The sequence below is a fragment of the Lachnospira multipara ATCC 19207 genome (assembly GCF_000424105.1).
GTDB classification, from domain to species: Bacteria; Bacillota; Clostridia; order Lachnospirales; family Lachnospiraceae; genus Lachnospira; species Lachnospira multipara.
Genome location: NZ_AUJG01000004.1, coordinates 63817 through 87917, shown reverse-complemented (window position 1 = coordinate 87917; position 24101 = coordinate 63817). Strand labels below are relative to the sequence as shown.

At 35.9% G+C, this 24101-nt stretch carries 16 protein-coding genes and 1 other RNA gene; 13 read left to right on the top strand and 4 right to left on the bottom strand.

The features are described from left to right. Positions 1–67: 67 nt before the first annotated feature. Both G600_RS0105655 and tadA read right to left on the bottom strand, forming a co-directional pair. Positions 68–613: a GNAT family N-acetyltransferase gene (locus tag G600_RS0105655; protein ID WP_027431077.1), complete on the bottom strand. Its 546-nt coding sequence runs from the start codon at positions 611–613 to the stop codon at positions 68–70. Further along, entirely contained in the window at positions 604–1119 is a 516-nt protein-coding gene (gene tadA / locus G600_RS0105650; RefSeq protein WP_034245693.1) for a tRNA adenosine(34) deaminase TadA, read from the bottom strand. The genes G600_RS0105655 and tadA overlap by 10 nt, the downstream gene beginning before the upstream one ends. Before the next feature lie 92 nt (positions 1120–1211). On the opposite strand from tadA, the gene ffs reads away from it, so the two are divergent. The 9 genes from ffs (at position 1212) to tkt (ending at position 16039) form a co-directional block, all read left to right on the top strand. Continuing rightward, an RNA gene (gene ffs, locus G600_RS15420) (signal recognition particle sRNA large type) lies at positions 1212–1476 on the top strand. Between the two features lie 167 nt (positions 1477–1643). After that, positions 1644–3260, top strand: coding sequence for a DNA polymerase III subunit gamma/tau (gene dnaX / locus G600_RS0105645; RefSeq protein WP_027431075.1), 1617 nt, complete (start codon positions 1644–1646; stop codon positions 3258–3260). Next, the gene (locus G600_RS0105640; RefSeq protein WP_027431074.1) at positions 3260–3610 is read left to right on the top strand and encodes a YbaB/EbfC family nucleoid-associated protein; all 351 of its coding nucleotides are present in this window, start codon (positions 3260–3262) and stop codon (positions 3608–3610) included. The genes dnaX and G600_RS0105640 overlap by 1 nt, the downstream gene beginning before the upstream one ends. Further along, the gene (gene recR / locus G600_RS0105635; RefSeq protein WP_027431073.1) at positions 3610–4206 is read left to right on the top strand and encodes a recombination mediator RecR; all 597 of its coding nucleotides are present in this window, start codon (positions 3610–3612) and stop codon (positions 4204–4206) included. The genes G600_RS0105640 and recR overlap by 1 nt, the downstream gene beginning before the upstream one ends. 123 nt (positions 4207–4329) lie before the next feature. Then, the gene (locus tag G600_RS0105630; protein ID WP_027431072.1) at positions 4330–5844 is read left to right on the top strand and encodes a hypothetical protein; all 1515 of its coding nucleotides are present in this window, start codon (positions 4330–4332) and stop codon (positions 5842–5844) included. 28 nt (positions 5845–5872) lie between these two features. After that, positions 5873–6577 carry a DUF6063 family protein gene (locus tag G600_RS0105625; RefSeq protein ID WP_027431071.1) on the top strand — a complete coding sequence of 235 codons (705 nt, stop codon included), beginning with the start codon at positions 5873–5875 and terminating at the stop codon, positions 6575–6577. A 3-nt stretch (positions 6578–6580) separates the two neighbouring features. Beyond that, the gene (locus G600_RS0105620) at positions 6581–11017 is read left to right on the top strand and encodes a coiled-coil domain-containing protein (RefSeq protein ID WP_027431070.1); all 4437 of its coding nucleotides are present in this window, start codon (positions 6581–6583) and stop codon (positions 11015–11017) included. Between the two features lie 182 nt (positions 11018–11199). Then, positions 11200–13860, top strand: a complete 2661-nt coding sequence (locus G600_RS0105615; protein WP_027431069.1) for a hypothetical protein — start codon at positions 11200–11202, stop codon at positions 13858–13860. Between the two features lie 184 nt (positions 13861–14044). After that, positions 14045–16039: a transketolase gene (gene tkt / locus G600_RS0105610; RefSeq protein ID WP_027431068.1), complete on the top strand. Its 1995-nt coding sequence runs from the start codon at positions 14045–14047 to the stop codon at positions 16037–16039. A gap of 64 nt (positions 16040–16103) precedes the next feature. On the opposite strand, the gene G600_RS15010 is transcribed toward tkt, so the two are convergent. Beyond that, positions 16104–18227 carry a glycosyltransferase family protein gene (locus tag G600_RS15010; protein ID WP_051195382.1) on the bottom strand — a complete coding sequence of 708 codons (2124 nt, stop codon included), beginning with the start codon at positions 18225–18227 and terminating at the stop codon, positions 16104–16106. Between the two features lie 292 nt (positions 18228–18519). Between G600_RS15010 and G600_RS0105600 the strand changes: the two genes are divergently transcribed. Together G600_RS0105600 and G600_RS0105595 are read left to right on the top strand one after the other, a co-directional pair. After that, complete coding sequence (locus tag G600_RS0105600; RefSeq protein ID WP_027431067.1) at positions 18520–19728, top strand: iron-containing alcohol dehydrogenase; 1209 nt, start codon at positions 18520–18522, stop codon at positions 19726–19728. Positions 19729–19854: 126 nt separating this feature from the next. Further along, positions 19855–20667 (top strand): class I SAM-dependent methyltransferase, encoded by an 813-nt coding sequence (locus G600_RS0105595; protein ID WP_027431066.1) that lies wholly within the window; start codon positions 19855–19857, stop codon positions 20665–20667. A gap of 111 nt (positions 20668–20778) precedes the next feature. Here G600_RS0105595 and G600_RS0105590 read toward each other — a convergent pair whose 3' ends face one another. Next, a complete protein-coding gene (locus tag G600_RS0105590; RefSeq protein WP_027431065.1) occupies positions 20779–22005 on the bottom strand; it encodes an AraC family transcriptional regulator in 1227 nt (408 codons plus the stop codon). Positions 22006–22207: 202 nt separating this feature from the next. Here G600_RS0105590 and G600_RS0105585 point away from each other — a divergent pair, with 202 nt between their 5' ends. After that, positions 22208–23677, top strand: a complete 1470-nt coding sequence (locus tag G600_RS0105585) for an MFS transporter (RefSeq protein ID WP_027431064.1) — start codon at positions 22208–22210, stop codon at positions 23675–23677. A 21-nt stretch (positions 23678–23698) separates the two neighbouring features. Continuing rightward, positions 23699–24085 carry an NINE protein gene (locus tag G600_RS13860; protein ID WP_034245690.1) on the top strand — a complete coding sequence of 129 codons (387 nt, stop codon included), beginning with the start codon at positions 23699–23701 and terminating at the stop codon, positions 24083–24085. Positions 24086–24101: the final 16 nt, after the last annotated feature.

Here is a 24101-nt window from a genome sequence, read left to right as displayed (position 1 = left end):
TCCTTTCAAATCTAATTAATTCATAATTAGGCGTCTAGATATTATATCTACAAATACTAAAGCTTGTCTAGTTATTTATGTAGACAAAATGCTTGTGGTCTCTCCAGTCGTGGTCTAAATAGGCATATTTATGGGCAATTCCCTCGTCTATCCAATTTAGTTTTTCCATGACCTTAAGGGAGGGATAATTTGTGGTTAAGACATAGCTGTTAAAGCGATGTATATTTTTATCAGCAATTACAAGGTCCACACAGATTGGTATAAACTTAGTGGCAATGCCTCTGTTTTGATAGGCAATATCCACTTTGTAGCCAATATTGCAGGATTTCGTATAGCCAAGGATTATGTTTGAGAATGAAAATGTAGCAATTACGTAGTCTGGTTTATCCTTCTCAAAAAGATAAAACCTCACATACTTACCTTTGATGATTGCGTTATATTCTGTATTTAACATAAGGGCTATATATTCGGTGCTATAAAAATTCTCAGGCTTTGCAGTTTCGTAAGGATTAAAGCTCTCTTTGTTTCTTTTATAGAAATCAAGAACAATATCTGCATGGCCCTCGTCTAAGACCTTTAATATATAGTTGTCGATGCTATATTCTAATTGCATGACTCTTCCTTTCTAGCTTTTTTCTTAGATCTAAGCTCCTTAAAAAATTCTGTTAGCATGTTAGAACAATCTTCCTTTAAAACACCACGAATTACCTTACATTGGTGGTTAAATTCCGCCATATTAAGTAGGTTTATTATGGAACCTGCGCATCCGGCCTTTGGGTTCATAGAGCCAATGATTACATTTGGAATACGAGCCTGAACAATGGCGCCAGCGCACATCTGACAGGGTTCAAGGGTTATGTAAATGCTACAATCCTCAAGTCTCCAGTCACCCATATACTTACTAGCCTTTTTAATGGCTGTGATTTCTGCGTGGCCAAGAGTGGTTTTATCAGTGTTTCGTCTGTTATAACCTCTACCAATAACCTTGCCCTCATAGACAATTACGCAGCCAATAGGTACCTCGTCTAATTTATAGGCCTTCTTTGCCTGAGTGATGGCCTGTCGCATATATTTTTTATGTAAATTTAATTCTTCTTTACTTAAATTCTCTTCATTCATAGTATTTACCTTATTTCTTATAAACTAATTAGATTTTATCATATTATATTGAGGTTGACAAAAGCAGTAAAAGCTAAGTATAATTTAACTTACCGTGCAGCCGGGGTGGTAGCAGGACCCTGTACCTGAAATCTGCTATAGCAGGGGTGATGCTTTGGTTGAGGGCTTGATTTTATGGAGCAGCCCAGTAAAAGTGGTGATGACGTTTGGGTCTCTCGCAATAGAAATCTACGAATCATGTCAGGTCGGGAACGAAGCAGCATTAAGTAGAAGCTTCTGTGTGCCGAGAGGTTGCCTGGGCCGAGCTAACTAGACCGGTAACGTCTGTGGATGATTGTTCGAGGCCAGAGCGCGCGGTTTTAAAACATTGGAATAATTTATCTTTTATAAATGCCACACTGAGGGTGATCCTTGGTGTGGCAATTGTTATCCTAATAGACTTGTAAAGATGTCTTTTAAATGTTTGACATTTGATTTATAATTTAATTTAGGATTTTCCAAAATAAAAGAAGAGAGATAAGAATATGGCATATCAGGCTTTGTATAGAAAATGGAGACCCGATAATTTCAACGATGTTAAGGGTCAAGATCACATTGTAACAACACTTAAAAACCAAATAAAATCTGATAGAATCGGTCATGCCTACCTTTTTACAGGTACTAGAGGTACAGGTAAGACAAGTATTGCAAAGATTATGGCAAAGGCCGTAAACTGCGAGCATCCAGTGGATGGCAACCCTTGTGGTGAGTGCCCAACTTGTAAGGCAATTGCAGCAGGAACTTCTATGAATGTTATTGAAATTGATGCTGCTTCCAACAACGGTGTAGACAACATCCGTGAAATCAGAGACGAGGTGCAGTATTCCCCAACTGAGGGTAAATACAAGGTTTACATAATCGATGAGGTTCATATGCTTTCAATCAGTGCCTTTAACGCACTATTAAAGACTCTAGAAGAACCCCCAGCTTATGTAATATTTATCCTTGCCACAACTGAGGTTGCAAAGATTCCGATTACGGTTTTATCTCGTGTGCAGAGATACGATTTTCATAGAATCACCATTGATACAATTACTGATAGATTAAAGGAACTTATGGAGGCCGAGCACATTAATGCTGAAGAGAAGGCCCTAAGATACGTGGCTAAGGCAGGAGATGGCTCCATGAGAGATGCCCTATCCCTACTTGATCAGTGTATCGCCTTTTATCTTGGTAAAGACCTTAAGTACGAGAACGTGTTGGATGTACTTGGCGCCGTAGATACAGATGTTTTTAAGAAAATGTTATCTATTATTTTAAAGGGTGATGTGGCCGGATGTATGAATCTCATTGAGGAAATTGTTATTTCTGGTCGTGACCTAGTACAGTTTGTTACTGACTTTGTTTGGTATCTTAGAAATATGTTACTTATTAAGACAAGTCCAAGCCTAGATGCGGTGGAGGATGTTGTTGAATTATCTAGGGATAATATGAATGAGATAGCAGAACAAAGTAAGGATATAGATACTGATACTCTAATGAGATATATTAGAGTTCTTTCAGAATTAGAGGCAGATTTAAAGCTTGCTAGTCAGAAGAGAATTAAGTTAGAGGTTAGCTTAATTAAGATGATGAAACCTGCTATGGAGAAAACTAACGATGTTGGGGAGCTCTCAGCAAGGGTATCAAAATTAGAGACAGAGCTTGAAGAAGCTCTAGCTAAAATAAAAAATGGTGTTCCAAGAATTGCCATAAGAGATGAGGAGAGTAGCCCTACAAAAGAAGAGGCAGCTCCTGTTGAAAAAAGAGTCTATAAGGCAGTTCCAGAGGACATAAAAAAGATTGCAGCATCATGGAATAGCATTGTGTCAAGCATTGATAATGGCCTACTTAGAGCCATGCTTGAAAATGAACATGTTACTTTAGCTGATGATGGAATTAGTCTTGAGATTATGGTACAATCTCTAAGTAGCTATAACGATTTAAGCCGAGAAGAAAGAAAGGCTGAATTGGTAGAGTTAATTGAAGAAAGAACCGGAATTAAGGTTAATCTTCTTGTAACTAAGATAGACGATAATGATGATTTCCACAGACGATATGTTGACTTGAAAGAATTAGTGGGAATCGATATAGAAATTGATGATACGGAGGAAATGATTTAATGGCTAAGAGAGGCGGTTTCCCAGGTGGTATGCCTGGTAATATGAATAACTTAATGAAGCAGGCTCAGAGAATGCAAAGACAGATGGAAGAGCAGCAGGCTGAATTAGAAAGCAAGGAGTTTAGTGCAACAGCAGGTGGTGGTGTTGTAGAAGTAACTGTAACAGGTAAGAGAGAAGTTACTAAGGTTAAGATTGATCCAGAAGCAGTTGATCCAGATGATGTTGAGATGCTTCAGGACTTAATCGTTGCAGCAACTAACGAAGCACTTAGAAAGTGTGAAGAAGAATCTGCAGCTTCTATGTCTAAGATTACTGGCGGTCTTTCAGGACTTGGCGGAGGATTATTTTAATGGACATCTATAGTGGACATATAAATAAGCTAATAGAAGAACTATCAAGATTACCAGGTGTTGGAACAAAAAGTGCCCAACGCCTGGCATTTCATATTATTAATATGCCTGAAGAGGAAGTAAAACATCTTGCTAGCACAATGGTAGAGGCTAGAGGCCACATTCATTACTGCAAGACTTGCTTTACTTTAACAGATGAAGAGGAGTGCCCAATTTGTAGAGATGCCAAAAGAGACCATAAGACAATTATGGTTGTGGAGCAGACACAGGATTTGGCAGCCTATGAAAAGACAGGTAAGTATGAAGGCGTTTATCACGTGCTTCATGGAGCAATTAGTCCAATGCTTGGAATTGGACCATCTGATATAAAGCTTAAGGAACTTATAAAGAGATTAGAGGGCGATGTAGATGAGGTAATTATTGCCACTAATTCTAATCTTGAGGGTGAAACAACAGCAATGTATATTAGTAAGATGATTAAGCCAACAGGCATTAAGGTTACTAGAATTGCTAGTGGTGTTCCTGTAGGTGGGGACCTTGAATATATTGATGAGGTAACACTACTTAGAGCTTTAGAAGGAAGAACTACCTTATAGTTTTGAAAGAAAGCGACATAAGTCGTTTTGTAAAAATACGACATGCAATACATTTTCAAAAAGGGAAGTGTAGTGAGTAGATGATTTTGGGGAAGCAGGCCTAGTGCCTAAAAGGGAGAATACATGGCAGAAAATATGATGGGTGATATTATCTCAGATCACCGCGAAAGAATGTTAAATCTAAAGAAGTACTATCCTTTCTTTAAACTTATTGATACAAACTTTTCTCAGTTCAAGGATGGCAAGTATGAGATTCTTGATATGGGATATATTCTTATGGCCATTCTTCGATTCTTTATTGAAGAGAATAATTTTAAAGAAAAGGATGTTACTTATATTGAATATCTAGAATTTACAACTGCTCTGTTAAATAGAGACTTTGGCCTTAAGCTTTCTGAGGAGGAAGCTAAGGAAATCTCTGATTACATTTTTGATAAGATCAAGAATGACGGCAGACCATTTGAATTTTCTTATTTTGATCCAGTTGATAAAAAAAGATATATTTCCAGAATGAAGATAATTGAGAGTACTATTCGTAACAATACGGTATGGTACTCTATTAGTGCTGACGCTGTAGAGTTTTACCTTGATACCAAGGAAATTAGGGATGAGAGTAGGATAAATGTATCTCAGCTCTTACTTGAAAAGATGATTAACTCTGAGAATTTCAGAGGTGGTATTGAGGTTGTTGAGCGTATAAATGAAGAAGTTAATAGACTAAAGCAGAAGAAAAATGAGGTTTTAGTCATATTATCAACAGATGTCTATGCAGGTATTGAGGCTTATGAGGACTTTGTAGAGACTGGTATGAAATGGTTTGAAGATGAGGAAAAGCTCTTTAAAAAGAATCAGGAATTAATCTCAAAGGCCATTGAAAAGCTTAATGCAGGCCAGACTTCAGTAAAAAGCGAGAGCTATTATAGAACGGTTAATGAAATTTATAATCTTGAAAATCAGCTTAAGCTTGCCATGAATCGACATGCGGAGCTTTTAAGAGATTGTACTTTAATGCAGAAAATGACAGATGATGCTGTAAGAAAGGCTAAGTTATCAAGACTTAGATCTCACATGGATTTTACAGCAACACTGAATGCTTTGATAAAAAGAGACAAGGCGGATGCCTTAGAAATTCTACTTAATCCGCTTTTTAAGCCAAACATAAAGAAGAACTTTAATATTACAGCAATTGACGATGCCTTAACTGTTAAACCGGCTAAGTACGAGTTTAAGGAAAAGGTAACTAATGAAGAACTAAAAGATATCGTCTTTGCAGATGAGGTGGAAGATGCAAGAATCAGGTTTAATTACATTTTCATAATGAATAATATTATTGCGCTTCTATCTAAAAAGGACAGTTTGACTTTAAAGGAATTCAACGAATACATGGAAAAAGCCTACGATGAGAGGATTTTAAAGAATGCTGATTACTATTCCTTCTTTGTAAATCTTTGTCAAAAAGAGAAATATAATTTAGGTGGTAATGAAATGGACAACGAAACATTTTTAGATGGAATCCTAAAGGAAGCCTACGAAGGTAAGGACATCTTAAAATTTGAGTTAGAAAAGCAGCAGGCACAGATGCTTGAAATCGGGGATAATTTAGAGGTAAGTGATATTCTGATTAAGAAGGTAAGTTAGATAAAAGCTAATTTAGATAAGGAGTTTTATGGAGAATCGAAATTTAGATAAGGCCTTAGACATAGTATCTAAGCTTATACAAGGGGAAAATGTATCAGAGAAGGGCGCTAATGCCACACTTTATCAGGAGTACAACACAAATGCTGAAGTTTATGACATTGTGCATATGTCTCTTAAGAAGTTTAATCTAAATATTTATGAATATAATAACGCTTTATTTGTGGGACCAAAGGAGAATAATAGGGTCTTTGGTTACAGCAATGAAGAGCTTAGAGCTAAGATGGGCCTCAAGCTTAATAAGGAATTGTACTTAGCTTATTTTGTAATCTATAACGTTATCACTCTATTTTACACAGACACAGTAAGTTCGACTTATGCAGAGTTTGTAAGATTAGAGGATATTATTGCAAATGTAGAAAAGACCAGCCTTTCAATCATTGATAAGTCAGCGGGTTTAATTATGGATGAAATCGAAGAAAACTCATTTAAGCAGATTGCTCTCAGCTGGGATGAATTACCAGCAGCAACTATTGAGGATCAGTCTGGACTTAGAGCTGCAAGAAACTCTAAGGCAGGTTTTGTAAAGATAGTTGTAAACTTCCTAATAAGCCAGGAGCTTTTAGTGGAAAGTCAGGACAGATATTATCCAACAGATAGATTTAAGAGCCTGATTGAAAACTACTTTGATGAGTATAGAGGAAGATTTTCTGAAATAATGAATGGGGAGGAATAGAAAATGCCACAAATTAATAGAATTCGTGTTAATAACGTAAAATATAACTTCGCCACTCAGTATTATGATGACTTTATTATGCGTTTTAACTGCAAGAATACAATTTATGATCTAGCCAATGGTGGTGGTAAGAGTTTACTTATGCTTTTACTCCTACAAAACATGATTCCAAATTGTACTCTTGATGAGAAGCAGCCAATTGAGAAGCTTTTTAGACAGGGTGGACAAAATACTTGTATTCATTCTCTTGTGGAGTGGAAGCTTGATAGTGCCTATATTAAAGATGGTTTTAAATATATGACAACAGGCTTCTGTGCTAGAAAGGGTAAGGCAAACGAAGAAGAGGGAGAGGAAAGTGTGGCAGCAGCATCAAGCAGTGCTACTGTGGAGTACTTTAACTACTGCATCTTCTATCGTGAGTTTGGCGACAATGATATTAAAAATTTACCTCTTACAAGTAATGGAGAGAGAGTCACTTATAATGGCCTAAAAAGCTATCTTAGAGATTTGAATAAAAATGACTTTAAGTATGAGGTATACATTTTCGATAAGAAGGGTGAATACCAGAGCTTTATTACAAAGTACGGTATTTATGAAAGCGCCTGGGAAATTGTTCGCGGTATTAATAAGACGGAAGGTCATGTAAGAACTTACTTTGAAACAAATTATAAAACTAGCCGTAAAGTAATTGAGGACTTGCTTATTGAAGAGATTATTCAGAAGTCCTTTAACAATAGACTTTCTGTGGAAAGCGACGAGGGTAAGATGGCGGAAACTTTACTTGATATAAAGGATAAGCTTGTGGAACTCTCTAAAAAGCATGCACAGATTAGTGCTTATGATAGTCAGATGTCAGCAATTGATGGCTTTAAGGAATATCTTGAGAGCTATAAAGATTTTTACAATAGAAAAAATAAGACATCTACAGACCTCTATAACCTAGCATTAACCGCTAAGTATGAGGTTAAAAACGCAGAAGAAACTATTGAAGAAAAACGACATGGAATTGAAGACTTAAAAGAATCTCTTGATTTAGAAAATAAGAATATCGCCATAGCAGAGGTTATTGAGGAACAAAATTCTCTAAACTCTCTTGAGAGATTGGTGGAGGAATTTAAGACTAAGTCTCAAAAGGAACAGGACAATATTGACGAGCTTGAAAAAAGCTTAAGTCTTTATGAGGCCCTAAAGGATTACGAGGACTATCTTGAATATCAGAACAACTACTCAGAGGTTAAGGTTTCTCTTGATGGAAGATTAAGAGAGGATACGGACCTTGTGGCTGAGTTAAAGCAGCTTGCAGGGGCTTATAATAAGCTTTATAAGAAGTCTCTTAAGGATTTAGAGGAGAAGAAGAATCTTTCTGATAGAGACGAGAAGGGCCTTCAGGCAAAGTATGAGGATGCAAAGACTGCTCTTAGAGAAGCGGATAAGGAATTAGCTGGTTTTACTAGCTTGATTAAGCATAACAAGGACGGTATTGAGGGAGCTAACAAGCGCCTTAAGACTATGATGGAGGAAGTGGGGCTTTTAGTTGCTGAAAATGCAGACACAGACCTTATTTCTACTGACTCACAGCTAACTAATTTAAATGAGAATCTTGAAGAAGTAACTAAAAACTACAATGGAAATGCCTCTAAATCTGCTAGTTTAAAGGAAGAAATTAACGCTCTTAAGGCATTAAATACACTTCTTAATAGTCAGGCAGCAGAACTAGAAGATAAGGAAAATTCAAATCAGAAAGATGAAGAAAGAATTAAGAGCATCTGTGAGATTTATGGTAAGGATTTAAAGGATGGCTTATGTGAGCTGATTTTAGAGACTTACAATGCCATTGTAAAAGACTACGATAAGTTAAATGCAGAATCTAATGCACTTTTAAAGTTTATTGAAAATGTAAAAAAGAGAACCTACATTTGCGATGACCCTATGAGAAACAAGTTAAAGAGTTATCTTATTTCTCAGTACGGAGATGATGTGGTAGAAGGTCATGAATGGTTTGATGCCCTTCCTGTAGGTCAGAGAAGAGATGTAATAAAGAGAACTCCTTTTGTAGAGTATGGCTTTATTATAAAGAATGATTTTGAAAGGGTAAAAAACGATGAGACTCTTGCTAACTTTGGCAGGGGTGGTGTCATTTTCCCAGTAATAAGTGAGCAGATTCTAATTGATACAAAGCTTGAGATTAATAAGGACTTAATCGTCTTTGCCCTTAAAGACATGAACTTCCTTAGAGACCCAGCGGATATTGAAAGAGAATTAAAACTTGCCAATGACGAATTTGAAGAAATCGGACATAAGCTTGATACCCTAAAGGATAGAAAAGAGCTTGTTTGGAACGATTATACATTTGCCTTTGGCTATAAGATATTAGCAGAAAATCAGGATAGTCAAAAGACTATTGCTGAGATTAAGTCTGAAATTGAGACAAACACTACTAAGCTAGAAACACTTGAAGCCAACTTAAAGACTGTAACATCTAAGTTGACAGATCAGGAAAAGTTTAAGTTAGAATTAGAAGAAAAAATTGAAAAAATGAGACATAAGTCTCAAAGCCTAAAGACTATTATTAACTTTAATAAGCAGATTGCAGATGTCTACAAGGAAGTAGAAGAACTTGAAAAGAAAATAACTGAGGCTAGAGAAAGAGTTAGCTTATCAGAAGATAATTTAGCTAAGATTACTAGTCAGCTAGATAGTGCTAGAGAAGTTAACTTATCCTATGATAAAAAGATTAAGAGTCTTAATGCAATCTGGGATGAAGAGTATAGTAAATACTTTGAGGAAGGCCTTGATGTTAGCGAAACATTTGCAATATACGAAAAGGACATTAAGGGGCTTGAAAGCCGCTTCCTTGGTTTAAAGACTGCTCTAAATAGTAAAAATGTAGACGTTAAGGATAAGGAAACTTTAATGTCTCATCTTAAGGCTTCCATTGATAAGTGCGTGGAGCAGATTAGCTATAGGGGCTACAGCCTAGACCAGATCAAGCTTAAGTATGATGAAAAGAATATTACAAAGACAAATCAGAAGAAGCTTTTTGAAATAAAAGGACATTTAACTGAGGCCAAGAAGGAACATAAAAATACAGTTCTTGAACTTGAAGCACAAGAAGCTCTTTATAACAGACTTGATGGTTCAATAGCACATGGTATTAATCAGATTGAGACTAAGTATGGTGAGTTTAAGGCCTTTGAATGTAAGGACCCTGAAGGCTTTATGAAGCAGCACAAGGACTTAATCTTAAAGCTGAAAGCTGATCTTAAGGAAAGAGAAGCCGAGATTAAGAGCTTAGAGAGCAATTTAAAGGATATCACAATAATTCAAAAAGACTTAGAAAGAATTGTGAAGGATGCAGCTATGGAACTTCCAGTAGAGGTTTCAAGAGAAGACGTTGCAGCCATTGACCTTGACCTTGCGGATTATGAAAATGTTGCAAAGGAATACAATAACATCACAAAGCTTGAATACAAGAAGGTGGATGAGTTTGCAAAGCAAAAGCAAAATCTCGTGGATTTATTAAATGGCTTTAATGCTGAGGAACTTGCAGCTGAGATTAAGTTATCTATTAATATTCCTGATTCTTATGAGAAGGCAGACAATATGATTAATGCCTTAACTGAGACTAATAGTCTTGTGGAACTTGAAAAGGATAGAATCCACAAGGGTATTGAGGACATGGAAAGAATTAAGGATAATTTTGAAAATAGATGCATCCAGACATGTTCTAATATTAAGACGGAACTTGATAGACTTCCTAAGTTATCTAATATTAATCTTGATGGAGAACAGATTAGTATTATTAGTCTTGATATTCCTTATGTTAAGGAGGACTTCTATAAGGAGAGAATGTCAGACTACATTGACGAGACGGTTGTTATGGCGGAGTCCTTTAAGGATATTTCTGAAAGATTAAAATACATTAGAAATAGACTTAGTTGGAAGAGATTGTTCTCTGTAATTGTTACAGATATGAACTCAATTAGAGTTAATCTTTATAAGAGAGAAAGAATTAAGGATCAGTCTAGATATCTTCGTTATGAAGAGGCCGTTGGTTCAACAGGTCAGTCACAGGGTATTTACATCCAGTTCTTAATTGCCATTATTAATTACATTTCTAATATGAATGATGTGGCAAAAGAGGGCGTTACAGGAAAGACAATCTTTATTGATAACCCATTTGGTGCGGCTAAGGATATTTATATTTGGGAGCCAATCTTTAAGTTGCTTGCTACAAATCATGTACAGCTTATTGTACCTGCAAGAGGTGCAACTCCTGCTATAGTTGGCAGATTTGATGTGAATTACATTTTAGGTCAGAAGCTTGTAGACAACAGGCAGCAGACCGTAGTGGTAGACTACTACAGCAATACAACGGAAACGGAATTAGAGTATACTCGTTTAGATTACGAGCAGGCTAGCTTTGATTTTGTAAACTAGTTTTTAAATTTAGTTTCCAAAAGACACAGAAATTTAACAATTAGCACAGTATAGAAGCTTGTGTATTGGTTTACAATGCTTTTGTATTGTGCTAAAATTTGTACGTGTGCAAAAATGTAACAAAGCTGTAAATGTTTAGTAACATTATGTGCTGTAACGAAAGGTTGGAATTAAAAGAGGTTATGGATAAATACGAGTTTAATATAAAGATGGAGCAGGTTAGAAAACTTGCGGCCAAAAAAGAGTACGAAGAAGCGTCAAGACTTGCGAAGGAACTTAATTGGCTAAAATGTAAAGACTGGCAGGCACTTGCAACAGCAATTAATGTGCATGAAACTGCTGGTGATTATGATGAAGCGAGAGATATGGCAATACTTGCCTATAATAGAAATCTTGGTGGAAAGAAGCTTATTTATAAATTAGTAGAGTTAAATATTAAGCTTGAAGACTACGAAGAGGCAGAAGAATTATATGAGGAATATGCACATGTAGCGCATAGGGATGTAGATAGATTCATTCTTTTATATGAATTAAGACTTGCTCAGAAGGCAAACGATAATGAGCTTGTTGAGATCCTTGAGGAATACAAGGAACACGAAATTGACGAGAAGTATATGTATGAATTAGCTAAGCTATACTTTAAGACAGACAGAAAAGATGAATGTATTAAGACTTGTGACAACATCGTGTTATGGTTCCAGGATGGCGATTATGTAGAATGCGCCGTTCAGTTAAAGTCTCAGCTTGGTGCTGAACTTACTAATACTCAGAAGAAGATTCTTGATGCAGCAATTGCTAAGAAGAAGGATCCTGAACTTAATCGTTTAAAGGAATTTGAGGAGACTAAGGAATTAGTTAAGGTTAAGAAGGATGATGTAGCTGAAGTATTAGAGGCTGATGAGAAGGAAGCAGCCCTTGATAAGGCTGTTGCTAATATAATTAAGAGCGAAGAAATGGAAGAGCAGAAAGCTAATGAAGAGAAGATTTCATTAGAAGCTACTAAGAAGGTAGAAGATTTAGTTTCTCTTCATGGAACACCAGTTGCTAAGGAAGCCGATGAGTTACCAACACTTAAGGCTCCAGGACAGGACGGTCCAAACACAGATTTAATTGATACAAACAGTAATGAAGAAATCAAAGAATTTGTTATGAGAGCTCTTGAAAAGGATAAGGACAAGGTTGAGGAAGAAAAACCTAGCGAAGTTCTTAGAGATGACAAGGAAAGCCCACAGGTTAGCAAGCCAGAAGTTAGTATGGAAGCTAGCAAGGAAGGTGCAGCATCAATGGAAAGCAGCATCGACAAGGCAAATCTTTCATTAAAGGAATTAATCGAGAATGCTAAGAAGCAGATCGAGGACAATATAGATCAGATTAATAAAGAAGATGAAGAGGAAGAGCGTAAGGAAGCACAGGCTCGTATCGATGAGAGAGTAGAGGAATTTGATACAGTAGTGCCAGATTATGACATTAATAATACTCAGAACCTTCAAGCTGAAATTGCTAAGGGTCTTGGCAATTACATCACTGAGGAAGATAAAGATTTTACACCGGAAGATTTTATGAAGACTGGGGAGTTAGATCCGGAAGAAATCAATTTAGCAGCTAAGGAAAGAGAAGAGGAAGAAGTAAGCGAAGACGATGACCAGATTGAAGGTCAGTTAAGTCTTATGGATTGGATAGAGTCAATTAAGGAAGAGAAATTTGCTAATAAAGAAGCAAAAGAGGTTGAGAATAAAAATATGGAGAATGAAGAAAAAGTAGAAACAGTAGCTGAGCCTATTAAAGAGGCAAGTGTGGAAGAATCAAAGTCAGAAGCTGAAGCAGAGCCCGAAGAAGAATACGCATCAGGTAATACAGTTTTCTTAGATACTGAGGCAATTTTAGCTGAAGCAGCAAGATTAGAAGCAGAAGAAGCTGCTAACACAGATACTCCTGTTAAGGAGGCTGTAGAGGTTAAGGAAGCTAAGACAGCATCAACAGTTAATTTTGTAAGCTCTGATAAGGAAGAGACAGAAAGACCTGACATCATTGAAGAGATGAAGAAATCTATCGATGAGTTAGAGTATGAAGAAGAGAATGGCAAAAAGTTAGATCCTGATCTTGCTAAGATCTTTAGAAAGTACAAGGATATGCCAGGTATTGAAGATCAGTTAGTAACTCTTTTTGATGAATTAAAGAAAGAGATGAATATGACTAATTCAGTAAAGGGTAATATTCTTTTATCAGGAAATACAAGTTCCGATAAGACGGATTTAGCTAGAGCAATTGTTAGAGCTATTAATTATCTTTATCCAGAAAGTCCTAAGAAGATTGCTAAGACTACTGGTGAGAGTATTAATGCAAGAGGAATTACTAGAGCAATGCCTAAGCTTCGTGGTACAGTACTTATTATTGAAGGTGCTGGTACAATTCAGCCAAAGAGAATTAATGAAATTCTTAACTGCTTAGAGCAGGATACAGGAAGAATGATTGTTATCTTAGAAGACTCTGATGCAGAGATGAATGTATTAGTTAATTTTAATCCAGAACTTACTAATACTTTCAACCACAGAATTGTTCTTAAGCAGTATAACGTTAATGAACTTGTTGAAATGGCAAAGAGATTTGCTAAGAAGAGACAGTATGAAGTTCATGATGATGCATTGCTTGAATTATATTTAAAGATTGATAAGCTTAAGAATGTAAATGATAATATTAAGCTTGATGATATTAAGGAGATTATTAATAGCGCAATCCTTAATTCAGAAAGAAGGGCATCAAGAAGATTCTTTGGTGCTTTAAAGAAAAAGAAGTCTGACGATGGTAATATGATTTACCTTACAGAGGCAGATTTTAAAGATTGATAAATAAGCTTTTTTAAAAGGCATTGCAAGGGTATTACTAAAAGTATAAAAAACATAAAAATAATTGCAAGGATTCCTTCGGTTTCCTTGCAATATTTTGTTTTACATGGTATGCTTGCCAAGGTCACATTTTGTGATAAAGATTACATTAACATTATTATGATAGATATAGGAGATTATAACAATGAACAATATTGATGAGATGTCAGTAAATGCAATAAGAGTTTTATCAGCAGATGCTATCCAGAAGGCAAATTCTGGTCATCCAGGTTTACCACTTGGCGCTGCTCCAATGGCTTATGAATTATGGGCTAACCATATGAAGTTTAACCCAGCTAATCCAGATTGGGTTGATAGAGATAGATTCATCCTTTCAGGTGGACACGGATCTATGCTTTTATATTCATTATTACATCTTTTCGGAATTGGAAATCTCTCACTTGATGACATAAAAAATTTCCGTCAGTTCGGTTCACTTACAGCAGGACATCCAGAATATGGTCACACTGTAGGTGTTGAAGCTACAACAGGTCCTTTAGGCCAGGGTATGGCTATGGCTGTTGGTATGGCAATGGCAGAAGCACATTTAGCTTCAGTATTTAATAAGGATGATTACAAGGTAGTTGATCACTACACATACGTACTTGGTGGAGACGGATGTATGATGGAAGGTATTTCATCAGAATGTTTCTCACTTGCAGGTACATTAGGATTAAACAAGTTAATCGTATTTTATGATTCAAACAACATTTCTATTGAAGGTAGCACAGATATTGCTTTCACAGAAGACGTTGTAACTAGATTTAAGGCTTTTGGTTTCCAGACTCTTGAAGTTGAAGACGGAACAGACCTTAAGGCAATTGGTAAGGCAATTGAAGAAGCTAAGGCTGATACAACAAGACCTACACTTATTAAGGTTAATACTCTTATCGGTTTTGGTTGCCCAGCTAAGCAGGGTAAGGCTAGTGCTCATGGTGAGCCTCTTGGTGTTGATAATGTTGCAGCACTTAAGGAGAACATCAACTGGCCATCTAAGGAAGATTTCTTCGTACCAGAAGAAGTTTATGATAACTACAAGAAGATTGGTGCTAAGAAGGCAGAAGCTGAAGATGCTTGGAACAAGTTATTTGCAGACTACTGCGCTAAGTATCCAGAAATGAAGGAATTATGGGATAAGTACTTTAACGGTGCTGATCTTTCAGAATTATTTGACTCAGAAGAATACTGGGCTAAGGGTGAGAAGGCAGAAGCTACAAGAGCTACATCTGGTTCAATCCTTAACCTTATTAAGACTAAGATGCCTAACTTAATTGGTGGTTCAGCTGACTTAGCTCCATCTAATAAGACAAACATGAAGGACGCTGGCGATTTCTCTAAGGAGAACTACGCAGGTTCTAACTTACACTTTGGTGTACGTGAGCAGGCAATGGCTGCAATCGGTAACGGTTTAGCTCTTCACGGTGGACTTAAGGCATTTGTTGCTACATTCTTCGTATTTAGTGATTATGTAAAGCCAATGGCTAGACTTACATCACTTATGAAGTTACCACTTACATTCGTATTTACACATGATTCAATCGGTGTTGGTGAAGATGGTCCTACACATGAGCCAATCGAGCAGTTAGCTGCATTCCGTTCAATGCCAGGAATCTCAGTATTTAGACCAGCTGATAGAACAGAAACAGCTGCAGCTTGGATGCATGCAGTAAGCTCAACTAACGAGCCAACAGCTCTTGTTCTTACAAGACAGAATCTTCCACAGCTTGCTGGTTCAAGCAAGGAAGCTCTTAAGGGTGGTTATGTATTAGAAGATTCTACAAAGGAAACACCAGATGCAATCATCATTGCTTCAGGTTCAGAAGTTTCACTTGCAGTTGAAGCTAAGGCAAGTCTTGCAGCAGATGGAATTGATGTAAGAGTAGTAAGTATGCCATCTATGGACGTATTCGATGCTCAGTCTGATGAATATAAGGAATCAGTTCTTCCAAAGGCAGTTCGTAACAGAGTTGCAGTTGAAGCATTATCTGACTTTGGTTGGTATAAGTATGTTGGTCTTGACGGTGAAGTTGTTTCAATGAAGGGCTTTGGTGCTTCAGGTCCAGCTAAGACACTTTTCGAACACTTCGGATTTACAACAGAGAACGTTGTTAATACAGTAAAGAAAGTAGTTAATAGATAATTAATCATAGATTAGTGATTATAATTAACCCCAGCTTTAATTAGCTGGGGTTTTTTTATATAGATTAATAATAAGTATTCTTAAAAAGTGAAGCGTAGAGCTCATACTTAAAGTCAGGGTCTTTATTAAGGCTATTTTCATGTAGTAGGCAAATGCTATCCGTACCTAAAAATCCTATCTTAAGCCCAGCTTCTCTCATCTTAAAACATTGGGCAATATCATAGAAATGCCAGTCATTAAAGCACTCCTTATCCCAAGGAATATCCAAGGAGGTTGCCATAAATACTCCATCAATTGCTAGAGCTTCAGCTATCTTACCCTCTTCTGGTCTTTTTACTGAAGTTAACACATCAAGAATTTCATCTTGATATAGATTAAAGTAGTTGTCATCTATAGGGCTCTTGTACCATTTGCAAGAACCATCAAGACTTGCAGAACCAAAGACTCCAAGCATTCCAATATTAGAATCCTTTTTAAAGGCAGTGACTAGCTTTATTAAAATGTCCCTATCTATTAAAAATGTATCGTGATGAATATAGAGTTTAAACTTAGCGTTGGTGTGACTCATGGCGAAGTTGTAACCTTCAGTCATGGAGCTTGCATTTTTAATAGCAATTATTTCAAGGCTAAAACCTTCTGGCAGTTTTAAATCCTTTAGATAAAATAGGCATTCTTCCTTGTAAACTTCATTGTTAGTACAAAAGATAATGGCAATCTTTTCTAAGTCTAGATCCTTTTTTGGATGAAGTTGTAAAGTGCTTGTGGAAGAATCAGGGCCTGATTGTGTAAAACTATCCCTAGTTAAATCAAGTTCTGTGTAAAAGATACGAGAATTAATACTAGAATCAGTCTGATTATCAAGTCTTTCCTTTATGCTATATTGAGAAATTTGCCTCTCCTTTAAATCCTTTTCTAGAATAGTTTTAAAGCAGTCAAACTTATTAAAGTAAAGCCTGTCTAGTTTTGATGAGCCCAGCTGTTTTGCTACATTTTCAAAAAGCTCTAAAGAATAGTTTTGGCTGCTAGCATACTTTGCTATAACTGTAAGCATCTCTACTGGGATGTCCCTAGTTATAAGAAGCCTTAGAAGATAGTCCTTATCAAGACAATCTTTTTTAAACCAGATTCGTCTAAGGGCGAATTTCACAAGGAGATAGTCCTTTTTAAAGCTCCTTAGAGTTGGGTATTTATTAAGAAATGCCGTCTTTAGTTCCTCGCTTGTAAATATACTTGCGATTTCTGCCATGATGTATAGAAGCATGTTTTTCTCAGTAAGAGAGGCAGTTCTTGTGATTTCATTCTCATGCCAGAAATATTTTGTCAAAAGGTTTGTAGCCTTAGCTGTTTCGTTGTTGTAGTAATAAGCCGAGGCTGCAAGGAAAATGTTTTCTCCTAACTCGTAGTTATTCTCTAGAGTTAAGTAGTTGCAAAGCTTTTCTTCAAACTCACTTTGGTAGTTGTTGGCCTTAGCAATTTCAGTGTAGTAGTCGCTAATCTCCTCATAGATTGAAAGAGAGTTTAGGATGTTACTATATTTTCCAAGGCAGTAGGCCAAGGTGTCAAAAAAGCTAATGCTTGGATTAAAGTTGTAATCCTCGCTTTCAAGATAAAAAATGTCTTCGTTAATTATGCCCTCACTTGATTTCATGTCCGCCACAAGTAGGCGAAGAATCAGCTCGAAATCCTCACCGGAATAAATAGCCTTGTTAAATTTAAAGTCTTTTAGAAGGTCGGTTTTATAGGCTAAAAGCCCGATGGAGGATACATTTGTAGTTAGAATATCTTTGAAACTTTCAATGGAATCTGTTATAGGCGAGTTAAAAAGATTAGTTATCTTTTCTCTTGTAAGTTTCCAGCCTGCATTAATAAAGCAAATGTATTCACTTTCAATGCAGTTTACTACATGGTTTTTTAGCTGAGCTAGATTTACAAAGTTTATGTGACTTATATCTAAAAGCTCTACAGAGTCAGAATGAATTTCACTATCTATGCTTGCCTTAGCTGTGGAGATTGCATCAATTACAAGGATATGTGTGTTGGATAGGCCTAGTGATAGTGCGGAATAGACGCTATCTAGTAGATTAGCATTTGCATCAAAATAGCAAATTGCTAGACAAATACTTGGGCACACAGAATCACTGCCAATTACTCGCTTAGTATCTGCGCCTTGAACTTTTAAGTTGGTCATTAGCAGTCCCCCTTTGTTAGAAAATTTTATATTTTTAATATAACACACTTTTTATATTTTTGCTATTGAATTACTTCTTGTCATAAGGGAATTTAACACATTTGTATAGAAAAAGGCTACTTTTGTAAAAAATAGACACTTCTTTTAGTTAACTTTCACATATTTGGGAATAAAAATTGTCAGAAATCTATCAATCTTTATTGAGAAAAAATATCAAATGTAGTATAATTGATTTAGTTGTTAAGAGAATAACAATTGTCAATATAATATGTAATGTATTGGAGGTTTTTGTATGGCACGTTTTTGTTTACCAAGAGATTTATATCATGGAAAAGGATCTTTAGAGATGCTAAAGACTCTTGAAGGAAAGAAGGCCGTAATTTGTGTAGGTGGTGGCTCAATGAAGCGTGGGGGCTTCTTAGATAGAGCACAGAAGTACTTAGAGGAAGCTGGTATGGAAGTTAAGCTTATCGAAGGTATTGAATCAGATCCTTCAGTTGAAACAGTTATGAAGGGTGCTAGTGTAATGCAGGAATTTGGACCAGATTGGATTGTAGCTATGGGTGGTGGCTCTCCAATTGATGCAGCTAAGGCTATGTGGATTAAGTACGAATATCCTGAAGTAACATTTGAAGATATGTGTAAGGTATTTGGTCTTCCAAAGCTTAGAAAGAAGGCTCATTTCTGTGCTATTCCTTCTACATCAGGTACAGCAACAGAAGTTACTGCATTTTCAATTATTACTGATTATTCAAAGGGAATTAAGTATCCAATCGCTGACTTTGAGATTACACCAGATGTGGCAATTGTAGATCCAGATTTAGCAGAAACAATGCCGGCTAAGTTAGTAGCTCATACAGGTATGGATGCTATGACACATGCTATCGAAGCATACGTTTCAACAGCTAACTGTGATTACACAGATCCATTAGCTCTTCATGCTATTGAAATGATTAAGGAAAACCTTGTTAAGTCATATAATGGTGATATGTCATGTCGTTCATCAATGCACAATGCTCAGTGTTTAGCTGGTATGGCATTCTCTAATGCCTTACTTGGTATTGTTCATTCAATGGCTCATAAGACAGGTGCTGCATTTGAGAAGGGACATATTATTCATGGTGCAGCTAATGCTATGTATCTTCCAAAGGTTATTAAGTTTAACTCTAAAGATGCTACAGCAGCTAAGAGATATGCTAAGATTGCAGACTTTATTAACCTTGGTGGTAACACAGAGACAGAGAAGATTGATAACTTAATAGCTTATCTTCGTAAGATGAATGATGATCTTAATATTCCACACAGCATTAATAACTATGGTGAGGGTGGTCTTCCAGGTGAGACAATCGTTCCAGAGGAAGAATTCTTAGCTAAGTTACATGATATTGCTGCTAATGCAATTCTTGATGCTTGTACTGGTTCAAACCCAAGACAGCCAAGCCAGGAAGAAATGGAAAAGCTTCTTAAGTGCTGCTACTATGATACAGAAGTTGATTTCTAATTTTAGATTAGCTTATTAGTTTTAAAGATTATAAATACAAATCCTAATGTCGCTTCACAATTTGCGTGAAGCGACATTTTTGTTTACAATAGTTCTAGTTAAATTATGAAAGTGTTAGGTATTTTAATGGCAAAGAAAGATTTTAATGAAAATGTAGAGGCAAAACTTTATGTTTGCGTAGACCATAAAAGATATAAGCAGGATGGTGAGCAGTTAGCTAATCACTTGAACGTAGAACAGATTAGAAAACTAGAAGAAGTATCTAAAAATGATTTGGTTCTTCTATATGATAAAGAGGGTTTATCCTTAGTTGGTGGCAAATTAAGACTTCAGGCCGATTTTAATAATATGCTTCCAAGAGTAAAGGATGATATGTGGCAGCATGAGTTAATTGCAAGAGCCGCAAAGATAAAAGAAGGAGAGTCTAATCTTAAGGCAATGGATGCTACAGCAGGTTTTGGAGAGGATTCTCTTATTCTTGCAGCGGCAGGCTATGAAGTTATGCTTTATGAAAAGGATCCTGTAATTGCAGCCCTTTTAAAGGATTGTTTAATTAGAGCTAGAAAGATTCCTGAAATTAAGGACATGGTAATGCGCATGAAATTAGTGGAGGGCGATAGTATTGAGGCTATGCTTAATATGGCTGAATTAAAGAAGGATGAAACTAAGGTAGTAGCTGATATGCCAGATTTAATCTATCTTGATCCTATGTTTCCTGAAAGACAGAAGTCTTCAAAGATTAAGAAGAAATTCCAGCTAATTCAAAAGCTAGAGCGCCCTTGCTTTAATGGTGAGGAAATGGTAAATGCAGCCCTAAGTCTTAATCCAAAAAAGATTTTAATTAAGCGCCCTATGAAGGCAGAGACTTTAGGAGATAGAACTCCGGAATTTTCTTATAAGGGAACTTCCATAAGATATGATTGCTTTATGCAAAAGTAGATAGACAGGACTAAGATATAATTAAAAAAGATATAACTTGAAATAACTAAAAGGACATGCAGTAAATTCCGCATGTCCTTTTTTTACAAAAACTTTTATTGAATATTATGCTTAGATAATATGCTTTCTATATTCCTTAGGGGTTAGGCCCTTTTTCTTTTTAAATACTCTAGTAAAGTAGTTTGAGTCTGGGAAGCCACATAAACTAGCGATTTCTTGAATAGAATCAGAAGTGGAATTAAGCAGTAAAATTGCATGTTCAAGTCTGACATTCTGGATGTAATCTGTAATAGTTTGCGAGGTTTCTTTTTTAAATTGCACCGATAGATAACTTGGTGTAATTGCAAGATAAGAAGCCAAACTATCTAGAGTAATGTGCTCGTTATATTCAAAGCGAATCTTCTCGATACATTTTTTTATAATTGAAGAATAATTCTTGGTAGAGTAATTGTGCACTAGCATGCAGTATCTACGAAGCATAGTAATACTCAAGCTTTCAAGCTGCGATACATTGTTGGTAGATTCAATCCTAATGGCAAATTCTCTTGAAAGATTGTCGATATAGTAGGGATGAATCTGTGCAGTATCGGCGGCACGACGTAGGTTGGTGTTAAAGATAATCAGGAAGTTTTTAACATTTCTAAGATTATCAGGGGTTCTTGGGGAAATGTTAAACTGCCTAAATCTGTGATAAAGCTCCACGGCTAAATCTGTGTTACCGTTTATAACTGCAGCAAGCATGGCATCTTCAGCCTTATATCTATCAGCAACTGCCTGAAAGGAAGTGTGGTCAGGATTCTCTGCAAGGTCGTAGTTTTTTTCCTCCTTTTTATTAACGATTTCATGGGCAATATCAATAAAGTGATAGTCGTTATTGCTTCCAAACAAAGGCTTTAAAAGTGGCATAAGCAGGGAAATCCAAAAGTCGTGTGTAGGAAGCGAAGGAATTCGATTGTAGAATTCTAGTAAATCCTTTGATATGGATAAAGGAAAATGGTGCTCCTCCATGATTTCATCTAGGTCCCTTTGGGTTATAAATCTGTAGATAACAGGACCAAGAATTGCATACTTAGCTTTATATTCTTCCTGAATTATTGAGGGTAATTCAAAGAAGCAGTAATTTAAATTAAAGTCATCCTTAAAGAAAAGCACTGGAGAAGTTTTCTCTTCTTTAATAACATCCTTTAGGATGGTTTCATAATCAAAATTGTCATAGAGTGAGCTTCTAAATTTGTAATCGAGCTCATCTAAGTTATCTAGATTTTTATTAATTAGAAGAAACTGAATTCCAAGTGCTTCTAAAATATTCTTGTAGGTATAAATCAAATCAGCGTTCATTAGAAGTCCTCCTGTTTAATTTTTAACAAATTGTATACAAAATACTAGCACATTTTACATATAAAATAGCATTATTTTTATGCTAAAAATAGCAAACTAAAAAATTATGCTATTCTTACTAAAAATTGTGCGGGTATATAAGAATTATAAGAGATATACTCAAATTGTCAAGAAAATAACTCTATGTAAGGAGAAATGTATTATGGGAAATGAAAACAATGGAATCCATCGTGCAAAACTTTGGCAGATTTTTGGATTCTCACTTAACAATGTAGCAACTAATATGTATTTATGGTTAATGACTTTTATCGCCTATTTCTTAACAGGTTTTGTAGGTGTGGGCGTAGTAATTGCCTCTTCACTTGTAACTGTAATGAGAATTTGGGATGGTGTGACTGATCCCTTTATAGGTTTTATTGTCGATAAGACAGAAGGACGTTTCGGTAAAAACAGACCTTTTGTATTAATCGGTCAGTTAATTATGATTTGCATGAGTGCAATTATGTTCTTTGTAGTACCTAGCGTACCAAAGGCAGGAAGATTTGTAGTATTTATTATCTTCTATGCAATCTATATTGTGGGATATACACTTCAGTGTGTTGTAACAAAGTCAGCACAGACTTGTTTAACTAATGATCCAAAGCAAAGACCACTTCTTTCGGTTTTCCTTGGACTTGGTAATGCAATTTTCTTTGCTGCAATGCCTTATTATTCATACACATATTTACTTAAGAAGCACAATTACAGCTTTTCAAGTGCTTTCTTTGCAGAGCATTGGATGTTCTGTGTAGTATTTTCAGCAATACTTTCAGTAATCGTTATTATTTCTTTAATTGAGAAGGATAGAAAAGAATACTTTGGTATTGGCGGTGTTTCAAAGGTTTCTTTTAAGGACTACCTTGAAATCATTAAAAACAACAGAGCAATTCAGATGTTAGTCATTTCAGCATCAACAGATAAGCTCGCAACACAGGCTAAGGGTGATGCAACAATTACTCTTATTGTTTACGGTATTGTATGTGGAAATGCAGCAGTATCAGGTGTCTTAAATGCTTACACAATTATTCCAAACATTATCTTTATCATCTTTATTTCAGGATGGATTTCAGCTAAGTTTGGACAGAAGCGTTCAATGGTAATTGGCTCTTGGGGAGCATTACTTAGCTGTGTAGCATTAATAGCTTTATTTATTATTGGTAATCCAAGAACTCTTAGCCTTCCAGGAGATGGAGTATTTAGTGGTTGGTCAGTATTTACAGTATTGTTCTTATTATTAACAATTCTCTTTAACGGATTTAATACTGTTAATGGAAATGTTGTTATTACAATGACAGCGGATTGCGCAGATTATGAAGTATATCGTAGTGGTAAATATGTTCCAGGTATGATTGGTACATTATTTAGTTTTGTAGATAAGTTAATCTCATCTCTAGCATCAACAATCGTTGGTTTGATGTGTGCGATTATTGGATTTGCAAGCGCACTTCCAACAGCACAGACACCATATAGCACTAAGTTGTTTGTAGTTGGTATGGTAGGAATGTATGGTTTAGTTTTATTCGGATTAATTTGCAACCTTGTTGCTATGAAGTTCTATCCATTAAACAAGGAAAAGATGAATGAAATTCAGCAGGAGATTGCAGAAATTAAAGCTAAGAATCAAGTTGCTTAATAAAGCAGATAGGAGCTGTTTATGGAAAATGTAATGTCAAAGGGAAAGTCAGAAAAGGACGAATCTAGAATTGATATTAATGAATTAATAAAAGCAGAGGAAGAACTTTCACAATTAAAGAGAGAGTATGGAATTAAGGAAAGAACTCCATTTTGGAAAAAATGTATTAATTATTATATTGATTTAAAAGAGAAGAGAAAGCCAGTACAGATTAGTAAAAAGAAGTATTGTCTTACAGCACTTTTTGGCGGACTCTTTGGCATTCATCAGTTCCTAATAGGAAGAAAGATAATGGGAATTGTATATCTTTTACTTAGCGTAACGGGCCTTTCATTTGCGTTAAGTGTTCTTGATATATGGTATGCAGCTTTTCTTGAAACTAAGGATGGTAATTTAATAACTTTATAGATTACTAATTTTATAA